General features: G+C 38.4%; 15 protein-coding genes and 1 tRNA gene. 4 read left to right on the top strand and 12 right to left on the bottom strand.

From position 1 onward, the window contains the following. Positions 1–251 precede the first annotated feature (251 nt). Positions 252–335 (bottom strand) — tRNA-Leu (locus BCL90_RS04440). Positions 336–724: 389 nt separating this feature from the next. Here BCL90_RS04440 and BCL90_RS04435 point away from each other — a divergent pair. Beyond that, positions 725–1,363, top strand: a complete 639-nt coding sequence (locus BCL90_RS04435; protein WP_121282804.1) for a DUF6266 family protein — start codon at positions 725–727, stop codon at positions 1,361–1,363. A 581-nt stretch (positions 1,364–1,944) separates the two neighbouring features. Here BCL90_RS04435 and BCL90_RS04430 read toward each other — a convergent pair. The 5 genes from BCL90_RS04430 to BCL90_RS04410 form a co-directional block, all read right to left on the bottom strand. Continuing rightward, complete coding sequence (locus BCL90_RS04430; protein ID WP_121282803.1) at positions 1,945–2,712, bottom strand: MBL fold metallo-hydrolase; 768 nt, start codon at positions 2,710–2,712, stop codon at positions 1,945–1,947. Between the two features lie 49 nt (positions 2,713–2,761). Further along, positions 2,762–3,034, bottom strand: coding sequence for a hypothetical protein (locus BCL90_RS04425; RefSeq protein WP_121283447.1), 273 nt, complete (start codon positions 3,032–3,034; stop codon positions 2,762–2,764). 508 nt (positions 3,035–3,542) lie between these two features. Then, on the bottom strand, positions 3,543–4,445 hold the full coding sequence (locus tag BCL90_RS04420) for a right-handed parallel beta-helix repeat-containing protein (RefSeq protein ID WP_121282802.1): 903 nt from the start codon (positions 4,443–4,445) through the stop codon (positions 3,543–3,545). 264 nt (positions 4,446–4,709) lie between these two features. Beyond that, complete coding sequence (locus tag BCL90_RS04415) at positions 4,710–5,360, bottom strand: LolA family protein (protein ID WP_121282801.1); 651 nt, start codon at positions 5,358–5,360, stop codon at positions 4,710–4,712. A 60-nt stretch (positions 5,361–5,420) separates the two neighbouring features. Continuing rightward, a complete protein-coding gene (locus BCL90_RS04410) occupies positions 5,421–8,009 on the bottom strand; it encodes an FtsK/SpoIIIE family DNA translocase (RefSeq protein WP_121282800.1) in 2,589 nt (862 codons plus the stop codon). 1,116 nt (positions 8,010–9,125) lie between these two features. On the opposite strand from BCL90_RS04410, the gene BCL90_RS04405 reads away from it, so the two are divergent. After that, the gene (locus tag BCL90_RS04405; RefSeq protein ID WP_121282799.1) at positions 9,126–9,782 is read left to right on the top strand and encodes an ankyrin repeat domain-containing protein; all 657 of its coding nucleotides are present in this window, start codon (positions 9,126–9,128) and stop codon (positions 9,780–9,782) included. Between the two features lie 71 nt (positions 9,783–9,853). Here BCL90_RS04405 and BCL90_RS04400 read toward each other — a convergent pair whose 3' ends face one another. The 6 genes from BCL90_RS04400 to pyrF all read right to left on the bottom strand — a co-directional run bounded on the left by BCL90_RS04400 (position 9,854) and on the right by pyrF (position 13,300). Next, positions 9,854–10,072 carry a PspC family transcriptional regulator gene (locus tag BCL90_RS04400; protein WP_121282798.1) on the bottom strand — a complete coding sequence of 73 codons (219 nt, stop codon included), beginning with the start codon at positions 10,070–10,072 and terminating at the stop codon, positions 9,854–9,856. Positions 10,073–10,199: 127 nt separating this feature from the next. Next, positions 10,200–10,415 carry a hypothetical protein gene (locus BCL90_RS04395; protein ID WP_121282797.1) on the bottom strand — a complete coding sequence of 72 codons (216 nt, stop codon included), beginning with the start codon at positions 10,413–10,415 and terminating at the stop codon, positions 10,200–10,202. 51 nt (positions 10,416–10,466) lie between these two features. Beyond that, entirely contained in the window at positions 10,467–11,750 is a 1,284-nt protein-coding gene (locus tag BCL90_RS04390) for a DUF2851 family protein (protein ID WP_121282796.1), read from the bottom strand. A 36-nt stretch (positions 11,751–11,786) separates the two neighbouring features. Further along, positions 11,787–12,110 (bottom strand): hypothetical protein, encoded by a 324-nt coding sequence (locus BCL90_RS04385; RefSeq protein ID WP_121282795.1) that lies wholly within the window; start codon positions 12,108–12,110, stop codon positions 11,787–11,789. Then, the gene (locus tag BCL90_RS04380) at positions 12,101–12,355 is read right to left on the bottom strand and encodes a hypothetical protein (protein WP_121282794.1); all 255 of its coding nucleotides are present in this window, start codon (positions 12,353–12,355) and stop codon (positions 12,101–12,103) included. Before BCL90_RS04380 ends, BCL90_RS04385 begins: the two co-directional genes overlap by 10 nt. Before the next feature lie 114 nt (positions 12,356–12,469). Next, positions 12,470–13,300 carry an orotidine-5'-phosphate decarboxylase gene (gene pyrF / locus BCL90_RS04375; RefSeq protein WP_121282793.1) on the bottom strand — a complete coding sequence of 277 codons (831 nt, stop codon included), beginning with the start codon at positions 13,298–13,300 and terminating at the stop codon, positions 12,470–12,472. A gap of 425 nt (positions 13,301–13,725) precedes the next feature. Here pyrF and rho point away from each other — a divergent pair, with 425 nt between their 5' ends. Together rho and pssA are read left to right on the top strand one after the other, a co-directional pair. Next, complete coding sequence (gene rho, locus BCL90_RS04370; RefSeq protein WP_121282792.1) at positions 13,726–15,468, top strand: transcription termination factor Rho; 1,743 nt, start codon at positions 13,726–13,728, stop codon at positions 15,466–15,468. Positions 15,469–15,533: 65 nt separating this feature from the next. After that, positions 15,534–16,229, top strand: coding sequence for a CDP-diacylglycerol--serine O-phosphatidyltransferase (pssA, locus tag BCL90_RS04365; protein ID WP_121282791.1), 696 nt, complete (start codon positions 15,534–15,536; stop codon positions 16,227–16,229). Positions 16,230–16,511 lie beyond the last annotated feature (282 nt).

The following is a 16,511-nucleotide window of genomic DNA, read 5'->3' as shown; positions in this document are numbered from 1 at the left end:
ACAAGACCGAAAGCTCTATTCTGAGAGTATTGCCAAGTCTTAGAAATCTTTTTGAAATCTACGAACTTTGTAATATATATCAGAAGCATTCAATAGTCAGAGCCTTGTTCAAACAATCTTGCTTACTGTGGGGGTGCATTTAGAACTAATTTCATCGACCCGACCTTCATAACTAACGCACTGTAAATGAATAAAAAAGGACTGCTCGATTATGAGCAATCCTTTCGATTTTCGGACAAGATCCCGATAAGTACCCAAGAGGAGATTCGAACTCCCACACCCGTACGGGCGCCAGCCCCTCAAGCTGGTGCGTCTACCGATTTCGCCACCTGGGTATTTACTATTTAATAATCATTCCCGAAGGCGTCTACCATCCCGATAACTATCGGGATCGCCACCTGGGTTTGAAGAATTGCAAATATATAAATTAACCATAGTGCTATGCAACATTCATAAAATATTTTTTGAACTGAAATTCCGGAAAGCAAATCTTAACATGGTAAACCTTTTCCAATATCGGGGCAATTGTAAACTTGTTCCAGTATTGGGTACCGGCACAACGGTTACACCATTGTGCCGGACTTTCGACGCACTTAAGCCGGGGTTTCGTCGGACTTATGACAATTGTACCCGAATAAAAGCCGACGTAAATTAAAAGCAAATACAACTTATTTGTTTATAAATCAGCAATTTATTATATTGCATAACATCAGCTAATGCAATCATGGGAAAAATAGAAAACGGAATTAACGGAGGCTTCACCGGGACGGTGGGCGCCGTGACCGGTTATTACCTGAACGGGAAATGGGTGATCAGGAGCAAACGCAGAAAATCCATAAAAAACAAAACCGGTAGTGCTGATCAAAAGGTCTGCAGATCCCGTTTTACCATGATGCAGACCTTCTTAAGTCCTATTATTGCTTTTATCCGGATTGGTTTTAACCTGGAGTCGAAAAAACGCATGATGACCACCCATAATGTTGCAAAATCCTATAACATGCTGAATGCCCAGAATGCCGCCGGCGAAATCGACTATGCCGCTGTGCGTTTAAGCTTTGGAAACCTCAGCGGTGCGGAGGGTGTTAAGCTGGAACACGACGATGCGGGTGTACATTTCAGCTGGACGGATAATGCTAACGGCGATTATGCCAGGAAATATGACCAGGTGATGTTAATGGTTTATGATGTGGACAACAAAACGGCCATCTATGAAACAGGTGGAGCCAGGCGGTTTAAAGAAAAGGAAAGCCTGGAAATTCCATCCTTTTATAAAGGAAGGGCATTTCACACCTGGATGGCTTTTATTTCAGATGATAGAATGGAAATATCAATGAGTACCTATTGTGGCAGTTTCGTTTTTTAATAATGGTAATAATTTAGAGCCTGTTCAAATTTTATTAAATTACATTACTTCTACTAGTTTGTCACACTAAGAAATAATTTATTTTATAAAAACCAATATAGATGACGTAACTGATTTCTTATGCCATACAGCTCAGTCTTGCCTCGGCTCGCCGCCGCCGAAGGGCTCTTACTTTTTGGCATCAAAAAGTAACAAAACCGAGGCATTGCCGAGCTCATTAATACAGATAAAAACAATAGACAACCATTAATAAAATGCCGGCTGAAAATTTATTCATTTGTGGTTATAGTTTTCAGCTGCATTCATGAGGGCTTCGCCGTTTTCTTTTAATGCCAGTGTTATGGCTAGAACAGTGCAGACCGAAAAATTTATTAGGCCGGTTTTAAGTAGAACGGTGATACGGTGCTATGGCCAAGCTATACGGAAATGCATAATGCTTTAATCCACTCATTAATAAGTAATTATAAAATAACGTCAGTGGTAGCGAAGTCGAAGTGCTTTTCTTAACTATAAAAAATTGTCTTCGACTACGCTCAGACTGACATACGAAATAATTTTACTTAATTTTAAATAGGCTTTATCTAATTACGCTCAAAACTAAGACCATCATAGGCCAGCCTGATGTTTGCCGGCAATTCTTGCTCTACATCTGCGTGTTTACCCAAATTATGGCTAATGTGCGTAAGATAGGTGGTTTCGGCCCCTACCCTTTCTGCAAAGGCAATGGCCTCGCCCAAGGTAAAATGCGAAATATGTGGTTCTTTCTGCAAAGCATTAAGCACCAATATTTTTGTACCCTTTATTTTTTCAAAACTTTGCTCCGATATCGTTTTGGCATCGGTAATATAGGTAAAATCACCTATCCGATATCCGGTAATGGGTAATAAATGGTGCATTACCTCAAATGGAATAATGGTAGTTTCGCCAATCTTAAAATCTTCGCCATTGGTTACCGTGTGTAAATTAATCTGCGGTAAACCATGATATTTGGTTTCGGCAAAGATGTAATAAAACTCTCTTTTTAATGCTGTTTGCACCCGTTCGGTAGCATAAACATCAATTACCTTATGGAGCAGGTAATTAAATGGCCTGATATCATCCAAACCTGCAATATGGTCTTTGTGTTCGTGCGTAAACAGAACGGCATCCAGGTCTTTTACCTTTTCGCGCAAAAGCTGGTAACGGAAGTCAGGGCCGCTATCTACTACAATGGTTTTATCAGCTGTTTCTATTAAAATAGATGTTCTTAAGCGGTTGTCTCTCCGATCTGAAGACCTGCAAACTTCACAATTACAAGCAATTACAGGAACGCCTTGTGATGTGCCGGTACCTAAAAAAGTAACTTTCATCTGCTTAAACTTTCCTTTCTAGATAAGTAATCCTTGCTTTGTATCTTCATTAAAATAATTCGGTTTGTTGTAAAGATTGATAAAATTGCCTTTGTTTCTCGTCCAATAGGTTTTCGCCGGCATTGGTCTGTTTTACCAATGTAACTAATGCGGCAATTTTTCCTTCCAGATTTGAAAACTTATTGACTACAACAACCTTATTGTGTTCGAGCAGACAAGAACCCGTTTTAAAGTTCCCTTTCTCATAACGAACCTTATAACCCATGGCAAAAAGCAGGGCTTCTAATTTCTCTAAAGTATGGTTTGTTAGTGGTAATGACATTGGAAACAAACTTAGATAAATCTGCGCAGCATTCATAAATACCGCAGTAAAAAAAATGTAGCGCAATGTTCATTTCTAAAACATCTAGAAAATTAGCATGCTGTTAGCAATCGGTTACGAAAGCCCTCGCCGACTCATTCCTATAAATGAAATATTCCAAAATCGGCGTCATCTCGACCGGAGCAACGCGCAGTGGAGAGATCTTTGAACTGGATTAAAAGATCTCTCCGCTACGGTCGAGAGGACGATTCATTGTAGCCTGTCATCCAGATCCTCGAAACCCACTGTCCCTTAGAAGGCCCAAGCCACTTAAACCCGACAGCAGCGGCAGCGCCCGATTTTTCATCGGGCCTATAGCGAATGGCGGGACTGCTACAACCTAAGAATTACTGCATATGCTTTTCGAAATAAGGCAATATATACCCTAGGCTATACCTAAAAATCTACTTCAATAAAACAAAAAAAGGTTCAGCTGTTTCCAGCTAAACCTTTTACGGAGAGAGCGCGCTTAATTAATTCGGTTAAAAAGCCCTTTTACATTACCAGAACCACCGCTGCCTGTGGTAGTGATGTGGCCGGCGTTTCCATTTCCGTCGTAACCGCTTCCTTTGTTGTTATTGGATTTGCAATTGGTAACGGTATGCGGAACATTTTGTCCGGCACTACCCAGTTTGAAACCATTTCCATCACCGTTTGAACCATAACCGTTATTGGTGGCAGTACAATTATTGATTACAACAGTATAAGGTTGTCCGTATAAATCCCATCCGTCATCAGAATTGTGGTAAGCATTGCACGAGTTAAAACTATTACCTGCACCTGCTGATAATTTGCAGGCATAACCATCTGCATTTTCACCACCATTGGCCACATCATAATTATCGTACGATGTAGAATTATTGATGCTGTTGTGGTGACCGCCGTTATAGATCTGAAGTCCGGAGTCTTTATTTCCATTTGTAGTTACCTTATTAACATAATTATAACCACCTGTCTGGAAAACAATCCCGCAGTCGGGTGCGTTTCTGATGGTCATATTGGTAATATTCCAGTAACTTCCATTTACTTTTACCCCCCAGTTGGCACCAGAAATACCTGAACAATCCAATATACCACCGGTAAAATTAATTTTAGAACTCGATGTACCGCTTTTAAGTAACTGAAGGGTGCTGGTGAGGTAAATGGTACCGCTCACGGTGATCACATCACCTGGTTGTGCGTTTGATATGGCTGCTTTTAAAGCAGCTTCAGTGCTTACTGTAGCACTTACCGCCGCAGTTGCAAGCCCAAGTTTGTTTGGCTGAACGATGGATTGACCACCTGCAACATCAGCCATTGTAGTGTTGTCTTTCTTGCATCCGAATAATGCAATAGCCATCCCGAGTACGAGAATACCTGATTTTTTTTTCATGATTGTAGAATTATATTTGGTTATTAATTAGTATGAAATTAGGAATATAACTACAAAAACGTATAATAAATCATATATATCTATGCAATCGTTCCCGTAACTAAAAACGGAATAAAATTACAAACATCAATCTCTTGCTTGTACGCATTAATGTAAATAAACGTAGATGCATATAAAAAAAAAGCGACTTAACCAGGGATATGTCCTGATTAAATCGCTTCTTACATGCATAGCGCTAAAACCGTGCGCTGCCTGCTGAATCTGTTATCTCAAATCTACCACTTCGACACCAGGATATTTTTTGGCATCGAAAGCAAAAGTAGTTTCTGGTATGTTTACGTTAGGCGAAAAAGTTTTTACATTGTAGGTGTATTTGTTTCCGTTTTTATCAAACAACACCACGTTGGCAATTTGTTTCGCTGCTTTATCGATACTTAAACGCACTTTAAAAATCGATTTTTTAGCATCAACTGGTGTTAAATCGATCATTTGATAGGTTTTAGCACCAGCTTTTTGTTCGCCAGTATAAACGTATTTAAATCCTTTTTCGTAAACTGTAAAAATCTTAGCCGGATTAATGGCATCGCCACTGTTATCAACATTGCTTACCTGTACTTCTTTATCTTTTTTCAAATAAGTCCATTGGCTTTTACCATCGCTAAACAATTCCTGGTTAGTCATGGCTACTTTATATTTGTTAGAATTCGCTTTAACATATAAAGTACCTTGCTGGGTTTCTTTTACTTTAGCTTTTGGATTATCCAGAGTAAAGCTAAAATCTGTTTTAACTACGTTGTACGATTTGTATTTTTTACTCACTTCAGCTAAAATAGCTTTAGCTTTCGCATCAGTTTGAGCATAAGTTGAAGTTGTAAAAGCAACTACAACCATTAATGCTGAAATTAATTTCTTCATCTTTTCTTTTTTAAGTTTTTCTTTGAAACGTTAGAGTAGATTATTATTAAATGGTTTAATCTAATCCTTGTTATCCATACCATTCAAGAATTGTTCCAAAGAATATTCGTCTGGATATAAAACCTCGCGGGCCTTACTACCTTCAAATGGCCCCACAATTCCCGCAGCTTCCAGTTGGTCGATAATACGGCCGGCGCGGTTATAACCCAGTTTCAGTTTACGCTGAATTAACGAAGTTGAACCCTGCTGGTGCATTACAATCAGCCTTGCTGCATCTTCAAAAAACTTATCACGCTCGTTAGGATCAAAATCAGCCTTGCTTCCCTCTCCTGCTTCATCTATATATTCTGGTAGTTGATAGGCGTCAGCATAACCGCGCTGGTTACCGATGTATTCAGAAATCCGGTCTACCTCAGGTGTATCAACGAAAGCACACTGTAGCCTGATTAAGTCGCTCCCGGTAGATAAAAGCATATCACCACGGCCAATTAACTGATCGGCACCACCACTATCCAAAATGGTTCTCGAATCGATTTTCGACAATACCCTAAAGGCCAGCCTGGCCGGGAAGTTCGCTTTAATGGTACCGGTTATAATATTTACCGATGGACGCTGAGTAGCCAGAACCAGGTGAATACCAATAGCCCTCGCCAATTGTGCCAAACGGGCAATTGGTGCCTCAACCTCTTTACCTGCCGTCATCATTAAATCGGCAAACTCATCTACTACTAAAACAATGAAAGGCAAAAAGCGGTGACCGTTGTTTGGATTAAGTTTGCGTTTAACAAACTTATCGTTGTATTCTTTTAAATTCCTAACCTGCGCATCTTTTAATAAATCGTAACGCTGATCCATTTCGATACAAAGTGAGTTTAGCGTATTGACTACTTTTTTAGTGTCGGTAATAATCGCATCAGCCTCTCCAGGCAGTTTAGCTAAAAAGTGTCTTTCAATTCTATTAAATAGGGTTAACTCTACTTTTTTAGGATCGACCAGTACGAATTTAAGTTGCGCGGGATGTTTTTTAAAGAGCAGCGAAACCAGAATTGCGTTAATACCTACTGATTTACCCTGACCGGTTGCCCCTGCTACCAATAAGTGAGGCATTTTAGCCAAATCGGCGATAAACACCTCGTTACTAATGGTTTTACCTAATGCAATAGGCAAATCCATGGTGGTTTGGCTCCATTTTTCGGTATTTAGAATGCTCCGCATGGGTACCATTTCAGGGTGTTGATTGGGTACCTCGATACCGATGGTACCTTTACCAGGCATTGGCGCTATAATACGGATCCCCAGGGCAGCTAGCGAAAGTGCAATGTCATCCTCCAGATTTTTAATTTTCGAAATCCTTACCCCAGGTGCCGGAATAATTTCGTAAAGGGTAACTGTTGGGCCAATGGTTGCCTTAATTTTATCAATTTCGATATTGTAATGATTAAGCGTTTCGACAATTTTATTTTTGTTGGCTTCCAGTTCTTCAGCATTTACCGAAATTTTATTGGTGCCATAATTTTCTAACAAATCAATGGTTGGATATTTATAACCAGATAAATCCAGTTTTTCATCATAATTGCCAAACTGCTCAACCAGGTCATCCGATTTTTTGTCTTCCTCAGTTTTTTCTATTGTAAAAGCGGGTTCCTTTTCTACTTCAATTGGTGGTTCCACCACTAAAGGCAGTGATGAAGCTGCTGCAGTAGCCAATGGCAAATTAGCAGCCAATGGAGATAATACCACAGGTTTTACAGTTTCTTCCTCTTCTTTTTCTTCGTGACGGCTTGGCTGTAATACCACGTTTTGTTGTTTACGTTCACCCGTCGGTTTATCACGTACAGGGAATTCAATAGATGCTGAAGGTTCTTCGAAAGTTTTGTTTTTTACAGCTTGCGTTCTAATGTCGTTTACATAATCTGGCGTATCGTTATCCAGGTAAACTTCTTTAGATTTGCGCTCCGGAAATTTAAAATCGATGTTATACGCAATGATTAATATGGTTAACCCGGCAAAAGCGATTAACCCGGCAACACCTGCAGCGCCAATTTGAGCACCTAATAATTTATTGCTCCAATAGCCAAACTCACCTTCCAAATAATGCGGCGATTCTGACCAAAAACTATGTGTAAAACCTAAGGTTAAGGAAATAAACAATAAGAAGAAAAAGCTGTAACCTAATGTTTTAGAGATGGAAAGGATTTTAACTTTAAATAATAAACGGTAACCGATGATAAAAAAGGCCAAAACGAACAGGAAAGAGGCAATACCAAACCACTCGTAAATAAACTGGTGCGATAATAAAGCACCAAATTTACCTAACCAATTTTGAACTACAGGTATGGAAACGCCAGCTTCCTTTAATTCCTCTGTGGTTTTAAAAAGGTTACTCCAACCGCCATTGGCATCAATTACATAACTCTGATCATCTTGCCAGGTAAACAGATACGAGGTAAAAGCGATTAGAAAATATAATGACAATATTACAAAAAACAGTCCTACAATTTTAACTGCACGGCCATCTGCCAGATCGAAGTTTGGCAAAAAATCTATTTTTTCTTTCAGTTTCCTGCCTGATGATGATTTGCCGGGTGCACTTTCTGCACCTTTATCTCTGAATGTATTGGTTTTAAACTGGTTACCCCTTACCGACATTTTCTATCCTAAATAATTTAATATTGAACAAACTTAGATAAAACTGCGCAGCATTAACGAAAGCCTGACAAAAAAAAAAATCACAAATTGCAACCATTATGGCTACAAGCTTTCTGTCACGCTCTTCTTTTTAAAACAACGCAATTAAACCAAAGTAAATATATCCTTCTACCTTATGTTTAATCTGCCTTAAATTAAATAAAAATATTCATCAGGCATTAAACCTTAAACAGAAATTATTGTCTATTATTTTAACAACACACAAGTTGTGACGTTTTTATCAAATGAAGCGGATTTTGTTTTAGGTTTTATCCCGTTTTACCTGGAGAGGTTAAACGGGATTTTTTATTTACAGATCTTACAGGTTTAACTCTTCGTTTAATTTATTTTTAACGGTTTCGTTGAGGGCTGAAGCCGTTTAAAAACCTGGAAGGTCTCGGGTACCAGCTAACTTAGATGATTTATATTATTTTGAAAAGCAGGGTTCTGTGCACTTCGGTTGTGACTGTCCTGCTATCACTTCAAGTCCTCACTCCTCGCTGTGGGCTTTTCATTCTATCAGGTTTATTTAACATGAGTCTGTTGTTCTTGGGCTTAAGGACTAATTGCGAAGCCTGTACTGGGCTTGACGAAATATCTAATTGCCCTGTAAGGCATTTAAACAGATCCTTCGTCAAGCTATCATAGATAGAATCCAATAAAATTGTCGTCATTGCGAGGAACGAAGATAACCGAACGATTGAGCTCATGAATGCCTTTAAAAGCAACTGCAAAAATGAATAATCTTAATGCGCACGCTAGTAGCGATCGTTGTAAGATTGCTTCGTCGGCTGAAAAAGCCTTCTCGCAATGACGGTACTTCTTAGTACCGATTCTTCATCGGTACCGGAGCGAAGCGCAGCCCCGTAAAGCCCGCCCCTTGCGTAGCTTGGGTAACGCCCAAATGGGTTGGCAGCTTTCAGTTGGCAATTTTCACCCGACGGTTCTTTTTGGAGATATAATAGTTTTTTTAACCGTTGAGGTCTTGGTAGATTGCCTTACACTATATATATTTAGGCATTAAAGTTTACAATTCCTTAATTTTAGTTAATTTAAAGCGATTTTTGAAACAATATTATGGGTATAGCGCAACTCGAACAACAAATTGAGGCCGGGAATTTACAAGCAGTAAAAGAAATTTTAATTGAAAATCCAAAATTGGCAAATGTTGATACTTCTCATCACATTTCGCCGTTATTATTGGCTTGTTATTACAAAAAACAAGAAATAGCTGATTTAATTGCTGAATTTGTGGATCACTTAACCTTGTTTGAGGCCTGTGCCGTTGGTAAATTCGACTCGGCTACGCTATTGATTTTTCAAAACCCTGCCAGTATCAATGAATTTTCTGAAGATGGCTTTACACCGCTTGGTTTAGCCTGCTATTTCGGACATGAAGAATTAGCCCGTTTTCTGGTTTTAAAAGGCGCGGAGGTTAACCTGGCATCAAAAAATGGCTTCAATGTATTTCCAATCCACTCGGCAGTTGCAGCCAATAATTTTAATATCACTAAAATGCTCTTAGATGCGGGTGCATACCCAAATGTTTGCCAGAAAGCAGGATTAGCCCCTTTACATACTGCCGCTCAACTCGGAAATATTGAATTGATAATTTTATTGTTGGAACACGGTGCAGAAGTTTCTTTACGCATGGAAGGCGGAAAACTGCCGGCAGATTTAGCCGCAGAAAAGGGCTTTAATGAAATTGCCGAAATTTTAAGAGATGATGATTAATTAGTCTGGAGTCTTTAGTCAAAAGTCTGATCTGGCAACCCTTTTCCATCATCCATAATACCTCTTACATTTTATTCCCAGATCCGCATTCGCATTCTTTTCATGTACGTCCTGATATCGAGCACTACAGCAGCCAAAAAATAGAACAGTATAGGAAAACCTACCGCCAAAAATGACGAATAAATAAAAAACAGACGCACTTTAGCAGTACTCATATTCAGCTTACTGGCTAAATAGGTAGACACTCCAAAACTCTGCTGTTCAAAATAAGTTATAATTCTCTGGAACATGTTAAGCTTATTTAAAAATCTTAATTGCACTACACTAAATTAAAACTGTCCGAAAATAGGATTTGCTTTCAGCAATCTAATTTAGGGAATTTAATTGGTTAAATTTTAATGGCAAACCAAAACGCATTTATTCCAAAATTAATTTTTCGAAATCCTGCTTATCTTCATGTTTTATAAAAAGCGTTTGTTGTTCTTCCAATCCTGAAAACTTTTTGATCAATTCTGCTTTAAACTGATGGATATCGACATCTCTGTTTAAAATAACGGTTAAGGCATCTGCATTCCCCCTAACCTCAATAATTTGATTAGGGTATAGTTCTTTTAGCTCGTGTGGAAATTCCATAATATGGAAACAGATTATAGGGTATAAAGTTTTACTACAAAACAGAAAAGCTTAGGCCTGTTTTAGAATTTTAATTCCAATACCACAAGATAAGCATTTTTTCTCATCGCAATAGTGCTTTTTTAGCTGCAAAATTCCCTGAGAGGCAAATGCGTTCGTCATCTTCACGCCTGCTTCAGTATATTTACTGGTAATGGCATTTTGCTCAGCAGGCAAACTTTCCAACAGTTTTATTGCCCTGCTGATAAAATATTGTGTTGCCGTATGTTTTCCATAAGTAAATAAAAACAGCGCCACGGTATTTAAAAGGATATTATCTACTGATGTTTTTCCGATCTGGATATTTACGGAGGAAGCTACCTTTTTAAAATGATAATGTGTTTTCCAGTAATCGCTTACAGGCAGATTTTCAAATAAGGTTCGCAGCTCAACCACATTCTTTATTTCCATAATTTTAGAAAAAAGATGATTGGCCTTTACTATTAATGCTGCGAATTGTGCCAAACGAATGGTTGGGAAATTTTGTGGACGCATGCGCATAAATTTCCACAGTGAAACATCAACGGGTGTAAGGTTATATTTCTTTTGTAGAAACTGAAATTCGGCTTTTAACTTTAGCGGGTATTCTTCTTCAAAATGATCATTCAAAAAGCCTGCAGCACCAAAAACCAATGCTTCTATCTGGTGTGGATTGTTTTTATGCCTGGCATAAATATGCTGTGGAACTGCCTTGGCAAATAACTCAAAAGGTAGAGCGTTTATTTTAAATCCGAAATTACGTGCCATAAAACGGTAGAAAGTCTCATCCCAATTCCCGTTTAATTCATTTAAGGTTTCCGTAACAGCATTTGTTTTCTGCTCAAAACGCTCAATCAATGTTCTTGATAAAAAAGAATCTACGATTAACTCATCTACCCTTCCTATTTGGGCAATGCAAGGAAAATCAGTTAGGGTGAGGAACAGGTTTTCGTACTTGCTGATCAGATCCTTTGAAATCCGACTCTTCAGTTCTAAAACCGGCAAAATGGTTCCATCCATCCTGGTTATTTCGGCATCATGCTGGTAAACAACATGCAGAATTACATTTTCATACGCAGGATTAACCTGGTGGTTGTGTTTTAACCAGTCAGATGATTTTAAATGAATTTCTACATTCCCCGCCCAGGTGGTATTACCCATTTCGATTTTTGCATGGAAAAAATCGGGACCAGAGTTTTTATTAAGCAAGCCCGGGTTTATGATTTTCAGATTTTCGCCACGTGTGGTTTGCAGATCGTTAAAATCAAACGACCTGAATTGCCAAACGTAATGAAGAAAATCTTCCGGAAAATTCATCCTTGAAGATAATGAATTTATTTGGCTACAACTAACTTATAAGTTTAAATTTTGAGCTTCTTTGGAGTAGTTGTTAAACACATAGGTAACCAAATAACGATTCTCACTTTTTTCGAATACAAAGTACCAGGTTGTTTTCTGACTGATATTAAAATGGATTAGCCAACTGCCATGATGAGAAATAGCCTTTGGAGCACTATAATATTGCTTCTTCACGATTTTGCTTTCAGCGACATCAATCAATCTGATCACGTAATCTATAGCACTTTCGCGGATACTGAAATAGTTTTCGTAAAAAAGCACATCAACCAGTTCGTTAAGATAAAGCAGAACCGAGGGACTGAAGCGTACTATTTCCAAGGCAAGGCATTAATATGCTGAATGGCTGCTGCTTTAAATTCAGAAGCCGATAAACTTTCCTCCCACTTCGCATCAAAAGAATTATGCGTTGCGGGTGTCTTTACATAAGCTACCTGCTCTTCATTAACCACCGGAAGCTGGCCTTCATTTAAAACCCTCACCAGTTCTTTTTTTTCGGCAGATGAAAGGTTTTTTACATGCTCAAGTAACGATTTAAAGTCCATATCATCGAAAGGGTTGGTCATAAACAATTAAATATAGGAATTTTTTACACAAAGAAAAAGCAATCAACCTAACATTAATATTGAATTTTGTACGATAAATTATTTCTCAAAGCAACAACCGATATTCAGTTTTTTTTATACCAACCCTGCTTTAATCAAAATCTGCTCCATTTCCTGTTGCAGTTTTAAAGCCTCTTCTCTGGCCTTTTCGGCAAAGTCTTCTCCCTGGCTGGCATAGATAATCCCCCTTGATGAATTGATCAATAATCCGCATTGCGAGTTTAACCCATATTTACACACTTCACTTAAATCTCCACCCTGCGCGCCAACCCCTGGTACTAAAAGAAAGTGATCTGGTGCCAGTTTACGTACATCGCCAAATGCCGCACCGCGTGTAGCCCCAACTACATACATCATCTGCTCAGCTGTTGCCCAGGTTTTTGAGGTTTTAATCACTTTTTCGAAAAGTCTGTCTGCTCCAATTTCCTGCAATTGAAAATCGGCATGCCCCGCATTCGAGGTTAAAGCCAATAGAATTACCCATTTATCTTTAAAAGTTAAAAACGGTGTTACCGAATCGCTACCCATATAAGGTGCAACGGTAACCGAATCGAAACTCATGTCAGAAGATGCAGCGTTAAAAAAGGTTTCGGCATACATGGCAGAAGTATTTCCAATGTCGCCGCGTTTAGCATCAGCAATAGAAAAAATATCCTGTGGAATATATTTCCAGGTTTCAATTAAGGTTTCCCATCCTTTTTTGCCATAACATTCATAAAAAGCAGTATTGGGTTTATAAGCTACACACAAATCTTTTGTGGCATCAATAATTTGTTTATTGAATTCCAGAATCGGATTTTCGTATTTCAACAGGTGTTGTGGTATTTTATCTAACGAAGAATCTAATCCGACACATAAAAATGAACGTTTTTTTTGTATCTGCTCGAAAAGTTGCTGCTTTGTCATATATGGGCTTATTTGCTGCAAATATGAAGATTTTTAAGTTTTCTGAGCGACAAAATAATGCGCACATTAATTATTTTTATAAACATTTTAAACTTTTGCTTGCAGATTACGTTTCAAATACATACAATTGCACCATAATTTCTCAACCGTTTATCTGAATATCCCAGAAAAATTTATCAAGACTTGTTTTTTGTTACCATTTTTTAAAAGCAAATATTGCTTTTTATTCAGCTTGTAAACAATTATGAAACAATTTGAGCATTCCCTAATGAACTCATTTAATGTTTTATAGCCTTAAGAACTTATGCACAATGAAAAGCCAGGCTTGCGCTAACACAAATATTTTTTTTAAGCCTGTGCAAATTTATAACAGAAAACATCCGTTATAAACAAATGAAAAATTTCTTGAAACATATATATTTAGAATGTTTAGTAAAACAGAATTAAATGATAAGCTCACAACAGAATTACGTGAGCTAGCAAAAAGCTATGGCATTGAAGGTGCCGACTCCCTAAGAAAAATAGACCTTGTTGAAGTACTTTTACACCAGCAAGAAATTATAAATGCCGCTAAAGCTGGTGCAGACCCTTATAGCGAAAGCGAACCTGTTGCAGCTACTCCTGCGCCTAAAACCAAAGCTGCAAAAGTACCAAAAGTTGCTACTGCAGCGGCAGCCGCCGCTTCTACGGTAGTAGCCGATAAGCCTGCTGCTACCACAGCCGACAAGCCTGTTAAAAAAAGAGCAAGGTTAACGAAAGATGAGCCTGCAGCGCCAGTTGAAAGAAGAAGAGATGCGGTAACATTATTTGACGAGCCTCAACACCAACAACAGCCGGAAAGACAGCCTGACAGGATTGTTGAAGGAGAAGAAAGTGTAAAACCAATCTCAGCTTTAATAGAAGAAAGTGCAGAAGTACTTCCGGTTGCTCCAAAACAAAAACAAGAGCCTAAAGAAAAACAGGAAAAACCGCAGCGTGACGAAAACCGCCAGCAAAAACAACCGAGCGGTGGCAATCACCACAAAAATGAAAACAGTTATTCTAACCTGGATTTCGATAATGTAATTACAAATGAGGGGGTTTTGGAAATTATGCCTGATGGTTATGGTTTCTTGCGCTCTGCAGATTACAACTACTTAACTTCTCCTGATGATATTTATGTATCTCAGTCTCAAATAAAACTTTTTGGCTTAAAAACAGGTGATACGGTAAAAGGTAGCATCCGTCCGCCAAAAGAAGGCGAAAAATACTTCCCTTTGGTTCGTGTAGAAACCATTAACGGCAGAATCCCTGCCGAGGTTCGCGACCGTGTTCCTTTCGATTATTTAACACCACTTTTCCCAACTGAAAAATTAAATTTATTTACGGATAACAGCAATTACTCTACCCGTATTATGGATTTATTTACACCAATTGGTAAAGGTCAGCGTGGTTTAATTGTAGCACAACCTAAAACGGGTAAAACCAATTTATTGAAGGAGGTTGCCAATGCAATTGCTAAAAACCACCCTGAAGTTTATTTAATTATCTTATTAATTGATGAGCGTCCGGAAGAGGTTACCGATATGGCCCGTAGTGTAAGGGCTGAGGTAATTGCCTCAACTTTTGATGAGCCGGCTGAACGTCACGTTAAAATTGCCAATATTGTTTTAGAAAAAGCAAAACGTTTGGTAGAAAGCGGACATGATGTGGTGATCCTTTTAGATTCGATTACCCGTTTGGCGAGGGCTTATAATACGACAGCACCAGCATCAGGTAAAATATTATCTGGTGGTGTGGATGCAAACGCTTTACACAAACCAAAACGTTTCTTCGGTGCGGCACGTAATATAGAGAATGGTGGTTCACTAACTATTCTAGCTACTGCACTAACCGATACAGGTTCTAAAATGGACGAGGTGATCTTCGAAGAATTTAAAGGAACCGGTAACATGGAGTTACAATTAGACCGTAAATTATCTAACAAGCGTATCTTCCCTGCAATTGATATTACCGCTTCAAGTACCCGTAGAGATGATTTATTATTAGATAGGGATATTTTACAACGTGTTTGGATTCTACGTAACCACCTTGCTGATATGAACAGCCAGGAAGCAATGGAATTTGTTCAATCTCAAATAAAAGGAACAAAAAGTAACGAAGAGTTCTTAATTTCGATGAACAGCTAAATAAGTTTGGCGTTTGGGGTTTGGAGTAATGCGTTTCAAACCCCATGCGCTTAGCGCCTAACCCCATGCTAAAAAAAAATCTCCCTAATGCGATTACCTGTGCAAACCTTTTATCTGGTTGTATCGGAATCGTTTTTGCATTTAAAGGCAATTTAGAAACTGCAGCTTATTTAGTTATTTTATCCGGGATTTTCGATTTTTTTGATGGCATGGTTGCCCGTTTATTAAATGTAAAATCGGCAATTGGAAAAGATCTTGACTCTTTGGCAGATATGGTAAGTTTTGGGTTTTTACCCGGGGTAATTATGTTTCACCTGTTAAAGGCAAGTGATTATTCATCTGAATACCTTCCTTATTTCGGCTTTATCATTACAGTTTTTTCGGCACTTAGACTGGCAAAATTTAACAACGATGCAAGGCAAACAGAAGACTTTATCGGTTTAAACACCCCGATGAATACCTTGTTTATCTGCTCTTTACCTTTTATTGCGCACGATTATCCACAGATTATTGCTTCCAGCATGTTGCTGATTGCCATTACAGTAATAACAAGCTTTTTATTGGTGAGCGAAATAAAAATATTCTCTTTAAAATTCAGCGATTTAAGCTGGAAGAAAAACAAAATCAAATTTATTTTCCTCATCCTATCGGCAGTATTAATTGCCTTTCTAAAATTTGCGGCAATCCCTTTTGTACTGGTATTATATATTGCTTTGTCTTTTCTGCATTTTAGGGGAGCAACGCCAGATAAATTACCCTAAGGGATAATTTGATATATATTGTATGGAATCGTAATGCGATAAGCTTTAAGATTAGCTTCGCTGAGCACTTCGTGGTTCCCGCCTGCGCCTATCGTGTGAACACATCTCTGTTAATTTACATTTGTTTTTAGCGTCGTTGCATAGGTCGATCGTCATGCTGAATTTATTTTACAAGTAGAAATAGTGTTTTCAATCGCCTTGTAGCTACTACGTGGTCAGCATCTTTCGTGCTAATAGCAAGCTTTGATATCTTAAAAACTATACTTTGGAGATAAATGTTGT

The organism is Pedobacter alluvionis, assembly GCF_003664035.1.
GTDB lineage: Bacteria > Bacteroidota > Bacteroidia > Sphingobacteriales > Sphingobacteriaceae > Pedobacter > Pedobacter alluvionis.
Note: the sequence above shows the minus strand (reverse complement) of the source record. Positions and strands in the feature narration are given on the sequence as shown.

Bases quoted from the DNA above. Each gene is read 5' to 3' on its own strand.
- BCL90_RS04420 (WP_121282802.1), bottom strand. From the start codon at position 4,445: ATGAAAAAAAAATCAGGTATTCTCGTACTCGGGATGGCTATTGCATTA.
- BCL90_RS04395 (WP_121282797.1), bottom strand. From the start codon at position 10,415: ATGGAATTTCCACACGAGCTAAAAGAACTATACCCTAATCAAATTATT.
- pssA (WP_121282791.1), top strand. From the start codon at position 15,534: ATGCTAAAAAAAAATCTCCCTAATGCGATTACCTGTGCAAACCTTTTA.
- BCL90_RS04425 (WP_121283447.1), bottom strand. From the start codon at position 3,034: ATGTCATTACCACTAACAAACCATACTTTAGAGAAATTAGAAGCCCTG.
- BCL90_RS04415 (WP_121282801.1), bottom strand. From the start codon at position 5,360: ATGAAGAAATTAATTTCAGCATTAATGGTTGTAGTTGCTTTTACAACT.
- pyrF (WP_121282793.1), bottom strand. From the start codon at position 13,300: ATGACAAAGCAGCAACTTTTCGAGCAGATACAAAAAAAACGTTCATTT.
- BCL90_RS04410 (WP_121282800.1), bottom strand. From the start codon at position 8,009: ATGTCGGTAAGGGGTAACCAGTTTAAAACCAATACATTCAGAGATAAA.
- rho (WP_121282792.1), top strand. From the start codon at position 13,726: ATGTTTAGTAAAACAGAATTAAATGATAAGCTCACAACAGAATTACGT.
- BCL90_RS04380 (WP_121282794.1), bottom strand. From the start codon at position 12,355: ATGACCAACCCTTTCGATGATATGGACTTTAAATCGTTACTTGAGCAT.
- BCL90_RS04400 (WP_121282798.1), bottom strand. From the start codon at position 10,072: ATGTTCCAGAGAATTATAACTTATTTTGAACAGCAGAGTTTTGGAGTG.
- BCL90_RS04435 (WP_121282804.1), top strand. From the start codon at position 725: ATGGGAAAAATAGAAAACGGAATTAACGGAGGCTTCACCGGGACGGTG.
- BCL90_RS04390 (WP_121282796.1), bottom strand. From the start codon at position 11,750: ATGAATTTTCCGGAAGATTTTCTTCATTACGTTTGGCAATTCAGGTCG.
- BCL90_RS04405 (WP_121282799.1), top strand. From the start codon at position 9,126: ATGGGTATAGCGCAACTCGAACAACAAATTGAGGCCGGGAATTTACAA.
- BCL90_RS04430 (WP_121282803.1), bottom strand. From the start codon at position 2,712: ATGAAAGTTACTTTTTTAGGTACCGGCACATCACAAGGCGTTCCTGTA.